Raw genomic sequence first — 9,391 nt, 5'->3', positions numbered from 1 at the left:
CACGGCGGCGCTGTCGGCGAACAGCACCACGCCCACGCCGTCGGGGGTGTCTTCGAAGCGCAGGCCCAGGCCTTCTTCGGCGAGCAGGCGGCGCACGAAGGCCCAGTCGGTCTCGCGGCCCTGGGTGCACAGGCTGCGCGCGCGGGTGTCGGCGAGGAAGCCGGCGACGTCGTCGGACCAGCGCCACAGGGCGTGGGGGGCATACAGGCCGAACACGGCTTCGATGATCTGCACCACGGTCTTGTCCTGCCAGGTGCGCTGGCGCTGGGCCTGCTCGAGCAGCCAGGTCCAGGGGGCCAGGCGCAGGCGGTAGCGGGCGAAGCCGCCGTCGCTGGCGAGCAGGGCGGCTTCGCGGATCAGGCCGCTACGGCGCACGAGCGAGCCGTCGGCCAGCACGGTGAGCAGGCTGGCGCGCTGGCCCAGCAGCGGCTCGAGCGCGAGGTCGGCGCGCGGGCTCAACGCATGCACCTGCCATTCGAAGGGGGCGTTCAGCGCTTCGTGGCCGCGCCAGCTCTCCACCAGCAGCTCGCCCACCCCGCCTTCGCCTTCGAGGCGGTACAGGCGGGTCTGGCTGGTGAACAGGCCCATCAGGCTCTCGGCCCATTCGCCCGCCTTGCCGGCGGCCGCGGAGGCCAGCTCATTCACGTTCATGTTGTTGTCACTCCCTCATCCAACTCGCAGCTTCGTCAACTCGCCGCGTCGACAGCCCGACAGCCGGCCCGCCGTTCAGAGCGTCGAACGCGGCAGCGACGAGCACTCCGGGTCTGCGCCCCAGCGGCCCGAACACACCTTGGCGCGGCATGCGCTCGCATCGGCGCCGCTTTGCGCCTTGCAGCGCTTGAGCTGCTCTCGGGTGCTGGAGCGGACGCCGCGGGGCGCGCTCGTGGTGGCGGCGCTCGCGCTGCCGCCACGCTGGCCGCTGTTGATGTGCGCCACCATGGCCTCGAGCAGTGCAACGTCGGCGTCCGGTGTGCGGGCGCCGGGCGCTGCTGCCACCGCCTGCCGCTCCTTGCCGTCCTTGGCGGCGGCAGGCTTGCGCGCAGGCTCGCGTCTTGATGGCGGGGGCGCTGCTGCAGCGACCTTGCGCGGTGCCGGCTCGGCCGCCGAAGCCGGCGCCGACGCTTCGCTCGGCGCGCTCAGTGCCGCCAGCGGCGAGCCGGTGGAAGCCGGCACCGCCGATGCGGCGGCTGGCTGTGGTGCGGGTGAAGGCGCGTCGATCAGCACCGCTCCGGCGACCGGCTCGGACGCTGCGTCGGCCGCAGCGACCACCGGCACCTCAGCAGGTGCAGGCGCCTGGGCCAGTGGCGCTTGCGGTTCGGGCGAGGTGTTGTTCCACCAGGCGAAGCTCGCGCCCACGGCCACCACGAGCAGCAAGGCCAGCATCCATTGGCGGCCGTTGCTGCGTGGCTTGCGAGCAGGCGCAGAGAGGTCTGCGTCGGAGGCGAGCGCCCATAGAATCCGCGTGTCTTGCGCGTCGTTGCGCTCCGTGCCGCCGCTGTTGTCGTTGGGGCGGCCGGGCCCCAGCAAGCTGGGCATGCCTTCCGGCGCTGGCCGGCTCGATGATGGTTCGATGCTCAAGCGCCACCCTCCCTGGATTGGCTCTGCTTCTTCAGTTGTTTGCGCGCCGCGCGGCGCGCCCATTGAGGTGAGCGCCGGATTCTAGGGACGCCCCATGATTGCCTCGCCCGATACGAAACCACTCGTTACACCGTGTTCGTCCTGATCGTTGTCGCGTACCTTCTGCTGGCGAGCGCGCTGGTCGGACTGTGGCTGTTTCCCGAGCCGCGTCAACACCTGATCGGGTGGGCGAGGCGTCTCACGAGGCAGCTGCACAACGCCATGCAACGCCTGCTCAACGGCGGCCGCGGCGGTGTGCAGCAGGCCCAGCAGCGCACGGCTGCCGCGGCCGGCTGGCTGCAGCAGCGCGCGACGCTGATCGCCGCCACCGCGGGCCTGGTGCTGCTGCCGGCGCTGCTGATCCTGCTGTGGCGCGGCGTGCACACCTTCGACCCGCTGGAGCCCGATGCGCTCGACCCGCAGTCGCAGGTGGCCCAGCTTCTGCGCGGCGAGCAGCTGGTGCCGCCGCCGCCGCTGCCGCCCGAGGTGTTCACCCGGGCCGAGATCGAGGAATCGCGGCCGCAGCTCAGCACCGCCGACCGCCGCTGGGACCTGCTCGACCACGACTTCCAGCAGCGCCTGCTCATGGTCTTCAAGCTGATGCGTGAAGAGCACGGCTACGAGATGGTGCTGCTCGAAGGCTATCGCTCGCCCGAGCGCCAGGCCATGCTGCAGGGGCTCGGTCCGCACGTCACCAACGCCGCGGCCTTCCAGAGCTTCCATCAGTACGGGCTCGCGGCCGACTGCGCCTTCCTGCGCAACGGCCGTGTCGTCATCAGCGAGAAGGACCCGTGGGCGCAGCGCGGCTACGAGCTCTACGGGCAGGCGGCCGAACGCCTCGGACTGCGATGGGGCGGCCGCTGGCAGATGCTCGACCTCGGGCATGTGGAGCTGCCGCGCGCGGGGACGCTCGGCAAGAAGCCTTGAGTTCGGTTGTCGAGCCTGCTGATACCAACTGTCACATCTGGCGTTGTTGTTTGTCCCCTCAAACGGGGGTCCCTGGCATGCATCGCACGTGTCCGTGGATAGACTGCGCAGCGGCCGCCGGCGCCTCTGTCATGCGCAGCAGCGCGGTCCACAACACAGGCAAAACAGCTACAGGGAGCGGGCAGTATGGGACGACCCTTCATCACCTTGGGTGACAAGACCGACCACGGCGGAACCGTGATCGAGGCATCGGCCGTCTCCGACACCGGCGGCAAGCGTCTCGCCCGCGTGGGCGACAAGGTCTCCTGCCCGAAAAAGGGCCATGGCGGCACCACCGTCATCGCCACCGGCGACCCCACGATGATCATCGACGGCAAGCCGGCCGCGCGGCATGGCGACAAGACCGCCTGCGGCGCAACGCTGATCGCCTCGCAGGCGGTGAGCACCGACATCTGAGCCGGCTCTCGCGATGGGAGCGGTGCTGCGCCGGGCAGCAGTGGCGCTGTTGCTGCTGGCCTTCATCTTTGCGCTGGTCTGGGGCGTCACGCTGTGGCGCTGGGACAGCACGCGCAGGCTGATCGAGACACGCGATGTCGTGCTGTACCTGTTCTTCCTGCCGGTGTGCGCCTGGCTGGTGCTGCTGCTGGCGCGATGGGCCTGGAACAGCTCCGCCGCCAAGGCGGCTTCAGCCGCGGCGGCAGGTGCAGCGGCGGCGACGCCTGCTGCTGCAGCCCCGCCTTCCGCGGCAGAACAGGAACGCGCCTGGTCGTTTGCGCTGTTGTGGCACGGCCTGCACACGAGCGCGGCAGCCGACGCCGAAGGTACCGCGGCGGCCCTCGCCGGCGGCCAGCAGCGACCGCAGCTCGATGCCGCGCTGCGCGACCCCGACGGCCTGCCGGTGCTGAGCGGGCGCGCCGAAGGCGTGGACGGCGCGGTCGATGCGGTGAAGGCCGAATGGGCGCAGCTCGTGCTGCCGGCCCAGCTGACCGCCGCGCAGGCTGCGCGCACGCAGGCCGCTTCGCAGGATGCGCAGACGCCCTGGCTGCGTGCCGCCGCGCTGCTGCAGCTGCAGTGGCTCGCCGCCCTGTCACAGATCGACGAAGTGCTGCCGCCGCCGCGCAGCGATGCGGCTGTTCCGACGCGCATCCCGCGCCTGGCGGTGCGCTGCGGCGTGCCGGCCCATTGGCCGCAGGGCCAGCGTTCGCTGGTGGAGCAGTGGCTGCTGCAGTCGTTGAAGCAGCGCCGCGCCGAGCTGGCGGGCGTGGCGGCGGTGACGGTGCAGCCGCTCGAATCCGGCGAGGAGCTGCTGTCGGCAGGTGAACAGCAACTCGTGATGTGGCGCCGCGAGCAGATCGACGGCCTGCTGCTGCTGCTGTGCGCCGACAGCACGCTCGACGAGCAGCAGCTCGAGCGCTGGGCTGCGGCGCAGCAGCTGTTGTCCGGCCCGCGCACCGAAGGCCGCGTGCCGGGCGAAGCTGCCGCCGCGGTGATGCTGGCCACAGGGTCATGGCCCGCAGAGGCCGCCGACAAGCCGCCCGACAAGCCGCATCTGCAGCGCATGGCGCTGATGCGCCGCGACAAGCCGGCCGATGCGGCCGGCCGCATCTCGAGCGACGTCGCCGAACGGGCGCTGTCCGACTGCCTGAAGGCCGCCCAGCTGCCCAATGACAAGCTGGCCGCGCTGGTGAGCGACGCCGACCTGCGCCCGCGCACCATGCGCGAACTCACTGGCGCGCTGCTGCCCGCGGCCGAGCACCTGCAGCTCGGTGAAGACGTGCTCGCCCTCGGCACTGCCTGCGGCGAACTCGGCATCGCGCGGCCGTTGTGCCTGTTGAGCCTGGCCGCGGCGCAGGCGGTGCAGCTCAAGCAGCCGGTGGCCGCACTGGCGGTGGCGTCGGCGCACGAGCGCCTTGCGCTCCTCGTGCAGCCGGACGGCAAGCCCGTCGAAGCCGCTTCGTCATCTTCCTCTTCTGCTTCGAAGGCGAGCTGAGCCTGCGCTGGCGAAACCCGAACATCGACACGACCCACCCGTAGTCATGCAACGCATCTGGACCTTTCTTTTCGATCCGCGCACGCTCGTCGTGATCGGCCTGGTGGCGCTGGCCACCTTCTTGCTGCTGGGTGCCGACGTGCTCAAGCTGGGCATCGTGTGGGCGCTGGTGGCGTTCGGCGTGCTGCTGCTCGGCTGGGGCCTCTGGCGTGCATTCCAGTGGTGGCGGGCACGGCGCGCGGCACAGCAGTTCGAGCAGGGCATCGAAGGCGAGGCCGAGCGTGCGGCGAAAAAGGCCTCGGGCACCGCCAAGCGCGCCGAGGTGGCGGCGCTGCGCGAGCGCATGCAGGAGGCCGTGAAGACGCTCAAGAACTCGAAGATCGGTGTGATGTCGGGCTCGCAGGCGCTCTACGAGCTGCCCTGGTACATGGTGATCGGCAACCCGGCCGCGGGCAAGAGTTCGGCCATCACGATGTCCGGCCTCAAGTTCCCGTTCTCCGACAACAGCGGCGCGGTGATCCACGGCATCGGCGGCACCCGCAACTGCGACTGGTTCTTCACCACCGAAGGCATCCTGCTCGACACCGCCGGGCGCTATTCGGTGCACGAAGAAGACCGCGAGGAATGGCTGGGCTTCCTGTCGCTGCTGCGCAAGTACCGGCCCAAGGCGCCGATCAACGGCATCATCCTCGCGGTGAGCGTGGCCGAACTGGCAGGCAAGAAGCCGGACTTCACCATCCAGCTCGGCAAGCAGCTGCGCCAGCGGGTGCAGGAGCTGACCGAGAACCTGGCGGTGTTCGCGCCCATCTACGTGGTGTTCACCAAGGCCGACCTGATCGCCGGCTTTGCCGAGTTCTTCGAGGACGGTGACCGCGATGAACGCGAGCGCGTGTGGGGCGCGACCCTGCCGTACGACGCCCCCAGCAAGCCGGGCGGCGAACACAAGAGCGATGCGATCACGCTGTTCGACAAGCACTTCGACGAGCTGTTCCAGGGCCTGAAGGCGGCTTCGGTGGCGCGCATGTCGCTGCAGCGCGGCGAGGCCATGTCGCCCGGCGTGCTGAGCTTCCCGCTCGAGTTCGCGACGCTCAAGCCGTCGCTGCGCACCTTCATCAGCACGCTGTTCGAAGACAACCCGTACCAGTTCCGCCCGATCTTCCGCGGCTTCTACTTCACCAGCGCAGTGCAGGAGGGCACGTCGACCAGCCGCGCCAGCGAACGGGTGGCGCAGCGCTTCGGCCTGCAGGTGCGGCCGCACACCACCACCGCCCAGGTGTTCTCGCGCGACGGCTTCTTCCTGAAGCAGCTGTTCTCGAAGGTCATCTTCGCCGACCGCAACCTCGTCAAGCAGTACGCGAGCCCGGTGAAGGCGCGCTGGCGCCGCGCCACCTTCGCGGCCAGCGTGGTGGTGCTGGCCACCGTGCTGGGCCTGTGGAGCTGGTCGTACGTGGGCAACCGCCAGCTGGTGGCCAATGTGCAGGCCGACCTCGACAAGGCGGTCAAGCTGCAGGCCAGCCGCACCGACCTGCAGTCGCGCCTGGAGGCGCTGGAGCTGCTGCAGGACCGGCTGGTGCAGTTGCAGGCCTTCCGCGACAGCCGGCCGTGGTCGGTGTCGCTCGGGCTCTACCAGGGCGACGCGATCGAGGAACTGGTCCGGCGCGAATACTTCACCGGCATCCGCGAGCTGATGCTGGTGCCCGTGGCCGGCGCGATCGAGTCCTACCTTGCCGAGGTGAATGCCAATGCGGCCGAGCTGAAGCCGGCGACCGCCGGCAGCGAGGCGGCGGCGCCCACGCCGGTGTCCACACGCAACAGCAATGCGGCCCCCGGCAGCCCCTACACCAGCGCGTCGGCCACCAACGTGAACGACGCCTACAACGCCCTCAAGACCTACGTGATGCTGGCCGACCGCAGCCGCATCGAGCCGGGCCACCTGAGCGACCAGGTCACGCGCTTCTGGCGGGTGTGGCTGGAAGCCAACCGCGGCGTGATGCCGCGCGAGCGCATGATCCGCAGCGCCGAGCGGGTGCTGTCGTTCGCGCTGTCGCAGATGGCCGACCCGACCTTCCCGCAGATCCAGAACAACCTGGGCGTGCTCGACCAGACGCGCGAGAACCTGCGCCGCGTGGTGCGCGGCATGCCGGCGCGCGAGCGCGTGTACAGCGAGATCCGGGCGCGCGCCTCCACGCGCTTCGCGCCGATGACGGTGGCCCGCATCGTCGACGAGGCCGACAAGGACATCGTGGCCGGCAGCTATGCGATCTCGGGCGCCTTCACCCGCGACGCATGGGAAAAGTACGTCGAGGACGCCATCAAGGACGCCGCCTACAAGGAACTTCAGTCCGAGGACTGGGTGCTCAAGACCTCGGCACGCGACGACCTGTCGCTCGAGGGCAGCCCCGAGCAGATCCAGAAGGCGCTGATCCAGATGTACAAGACCGAGTACGTGCGCGAATGGCAGAAGTTCGTGCAGGGCGTCAGCGTCGCCGAGTTCGCAAGCTTCGAGCAGGCGGTGGTGCGCATGAACCGGCTCGGCGACCCGGCGGCCTCGCCGGTGGGGAAGCTGATGCAGACGCTCTACGACGAGACCTCCTGGGACAACCCCTCGCTGCTCAACGACCGCCTGGCCAAGACGCAGCAGGGCTTCATCGCCTGGATCAAGCGGGTGGTGCTCGGCCAGTCGCCTTCGCAGGTGCAGGTCAACGTCAACGTGCAGGCAGGGCAGGCGGCCATTCCGATGGGGCCGATCGGCAAGGAGTTCGCCGGCCTGTCGCGGCTGATGATGTCGCGCGACAACTCGCCCACCTTGATGAAGACCTACCTCGAGACGCTGGCCAAGGTGCGTTCGCGCTTCAACCAGATCAAGACCCAGGGCGATCCGGGGCCTGCGGCGCGGCAGCTCATGCAGCAGACGCTCGAGGGCTCGGGCTCCGAACTGTCCGACGCGTTGCGCCTGGTGGACGAGCAGATGCTCAACGGCATGACCGACACCGCCCGCAGCGCGCTGCGGCCGCTGCTGGTGCGTCCGTTGCTGCAGGCCTTCGACGTGGTGGTCAAGCCCACCGAGGCGGAGCTCAACCGCAGCTGGACGGCCCAGGTGTATGAGCCGTTCCAGCGCACGCTGGCCGACAAGTACCCGTTCCTGCAGAACGCGCGTGTCGAGGCTTCGCCGGCCGACATTGCCAAGATCTTCGGCACCGACGGCGCCATTGCGAAGTTCGCCGACAAGTCGCTCGGTGCACTGGTCACCCGCCGCGGCGACGTGCTCACGCAGCGCACCTGGGGCGACCTGGGCATCCGCCTCACGCCCGCCTTCAATGCCGGCTTCCCGGCCTGGGTGGCGCCGCTGGGCGGAGCGAGCGGCGGCGGCAACGGCGCCGCCGGTGGTGGTGCATCCGGCGAGGCGCAGACGATGTTCCAGATCCTGCCGCAGCCGGCCTCCGGCCTCACCGAATACACGATCGAGATCGACGGCCAGACGCTGCGCTACCGCAACACCGCGGCCAGCTGGACCAATTTCGTGTGGCCGTCGCAGCAGGGCGCGCCGGGCGTGCGCATCAGCGGTGTCACCTTCGACGGCCGGTCGGTCGAGTTCATCAACCACCCCGGCCGCTTCGGCCTCGAGAAGATGATCGAGTCGGCGCAGCGCCGCAAACTCGACGGCGGCGGCTTCGAACTGAAGTGGCCTTCCGGCGACCTGGCGGTGCCGGTGCACCTGCGCATCGTGAGCGCGCCGGGGGCCGGCGCCAGCAGCGGCGCGCCCGCGGCCGCGGCTGGCGGCAACGGACTCAAGGGCGTGACGCTGCCGGCCACCATCGCCGGCGTGGTGGAAGCCGGACCGCCTGTGGCGCAGGCCTCTGCGCAGGGGGCACGTCAATGAGGGCTGTGCCGCTCATCTATTTCGGGAAGCTGCCCTCGCGCGGCGACTTCGTTCGCAGCACCACCGGCGCCGGGCTGATCCAGATGCTCGACCGCTGGCTGTCGCAGGCGATGGAGCTGCTGGTGGCCGACCTGCGCTGGAAGCTCGTCTACGACGAGTCCTCGCCGATGCACTTTGCGGTGCTGGGCTCGCGCAGCCCGCTTGGCCTCGCCGGCTACCTGATGGCCAGCCAGGACAGCTCGGGCCGCCGGTTCCCGTTCGTCACCGGCGGGTCCTTCGAAACCCCGCAGCCGCTCGAGTTCATTGCGCGCAGTCCTCTCGCGCTGAGCCGCCTGTGGGCGCGGCTCGAACGCACCGCGCAGCAGGCGCGCACCGCCGGCGACTTCGCCGACGTGCAGGGCCACCTGCAGCAGGGCACGCTCGAGCTCGAAAGCTCGCCGGCTGCCTACGAGGCGCAGTTCCGCGACTTCACCGAGATGCAGACGGTGGCGTCGCTCGGGTCGCTGTTGTCGCAGTCGGGCTTCGACATCTCGGTGCGGCAGAGCCTGTTGGCCTTGGGCATGCTGCTGCGGCCCCTGCTGGTGCCTGGCAGCGGCCGGCTTGAAAAAGGCCTGGCCCTGCCGCTGGCGGCCGACCCGCTGTACCGCCCGCTCGTCGCGGCGTTCTGGCTCGATCTCATCGTGCCCTTCGTCGCGCGCTCCGACGTGGAGCTCGCGATCTTCATGACCGCCGGCACGGTGCAGCGGCCGGTGCTGCTGCTGGGCTTTGCCGGGGCGTCGCCGCACACGCTGCTGTCGGCGCTCGACCCGCAGGTGCGCGAGCGCGAGCATGTGTGGCTGCCTGCGGCCGAATGGGTCGAGGGGTATGTCGATGCCGACTACGGCGTGCGCAAGCTGTCGACCTACCTGCGCGAGCCGCAGATGTCGATCGCGCAGGCCCTTGCCACCTTCCGTGAAGTGTTTCTAGGAGAGTGAAGA

The 9,391-nt window shown here is 70.0% G+C and carries 7 protein-coding genes; 5 read left to right on the top strand and 2 right to left on the bottom strand.

Features of this window, described 5'->3' with window-relative positions; translation table 11 throughout:
• Together E8D38_RS21735 and E8D38_RS21730 are read right to left on the bottom strand one after the other, a co-directional pair.
• Positions 1 to 651 (bottom strand): type VI secretion system Vgr family protein (locus E8D38_RS21735; RefSeq protein ID WP_140635525.1); only part of this gene is annotated, 651 nt, incomplete at its 3' end.
• A gap of 75 nt (positions 652 to 726) precedes the next feature.
• A complete protein-coding gene (locus E8D38_RS21730; RefSeq protein ID WP_140635523.1) occupies positions 727 to 1,536 on the bottom strand; it encodes a hypothetical protein in 810 nt (269 codons plus the stop codon).
• Positions 1,537 to 1,710: 174 nt separating this feature from the next.
• Here E8D38_RS21730 and E8D38_RS21725 point away from each other — a divergent pair, with 174 nt between their 5' ends.
• From E8D38_RS21725 to tagF, 5 genes are all read left to right on the top strand, one after another.
• Positions 1,711 to 2,544, top strand: a complete 834-nt coding sequence (locus E8D38_RS21725) for a M15 family metallopeptidase (RefSeq protein ID WP_425462809.1) — start codon at positions 1,711 to 1,713, stop codon at positions 2,542 to 2,544.
• A 186-nt stretch (positions 2,545 to 2,730) separates the two neighbouring features.
• Positions 2,731 to 3,000, top strand: coding sequence for a PAAR domain-containing protein (locus tag E8D38_RS21720; protein WP_140635519.1), 270 nt, complete (start codon positions 2,731 to 2,733; stop codon positions 2,998 to 3,000).
• Between the two features lie 13 nt (positions 3,001 to 3,013).
• Positions 3,014 to 4,534, top strand: coding sequence for a hypothetical protein (locus E8D38_RS21715; RefSeq protein WP_140635517.1), 1,521 nt, complete (start codon positions 3,014 to 3,016; stop codon positions 4,532 to 4,534).
• A gap of 46 nt (positions 4,535 to 4,580) precedes the next feature.
• Complete coding sequence (gene tssM, locus E8D38_RS21710; RefSeq protein ID WP_140635515.1) at positions 4,581 to 8,414, top strand: type VI secretion system membrane subunit TssM; 3,834 nt, start codon at positions 4,581 to 4,583, stop codon at positions 8,412 to 8,414.
• On the top strand, positions 8,411 to 9,388 hold the full coding sequence (tagF, locus tag E8D38_RS21705) for a type VI secretion system-associated protein TagF (protein WP_140635513.1): 978 nt from the start codon (positions 8,411 to 8,413) through the stop codon (positions 9,386 to 9,388). The genes tssM and tagF overlap by 4 nt, the downstream gene beginning before the upstream one ends.
• Positions 9,389 to 9,391 lie beyond the last annotated feature (3 nt).

Source organism: Methylibium rhizosphaerae (assembly GCF_006386545.1).
Lineage (GTDB): Bacteria > Pseudomonadota > Gammaproteobacteria > Burkholderiales > Burkholderiaceae_C > Pseudorivibacter > Pseudorivibacter rhizosphaerae.
The sequence above is the reverse complement of the archived record's forward strand: the minus strand, read 5'-3'. Positions and strand labels throughout refer to the sequence as shown.

Coding starts and splice junctions, on each gene's coding strand:
- E8D38_RS21730 (WP_140635523.1), bottom strand. CDS start 1,536: ATGCCCAGCTTGCTGGGGCCCGGCCGCCCCAACGACAACAGCGGCGGC.
- E8D38_RS21720 (WP_140635519.1), top strand. CDS start 2,731: ATGGGACGACCCTTCATCACCTTGGGTGACAAGACCGACCACGGCGGA.
- E8D38_RS21715 (WP_140635517.1), top strand. CDS start 3,014: ATGGGAGCGGTGCTGCGCCGGGCAGCAGTGGCGCTGTTGCTGCTGGCC.
- tssM (WP_140635515.1), top strand. CDS start 4,581: ATGCAACGCATCTGGACCTTTCTTTTCGATCCGCGCACGCTCGTCGTG.
- tagF (WP_140635513.1), top strand. CDS start 8,411: ATGAGGGCTGTGCCGCTCATCTATTTCGGGAAGCTGCCCTCGCGCGGC.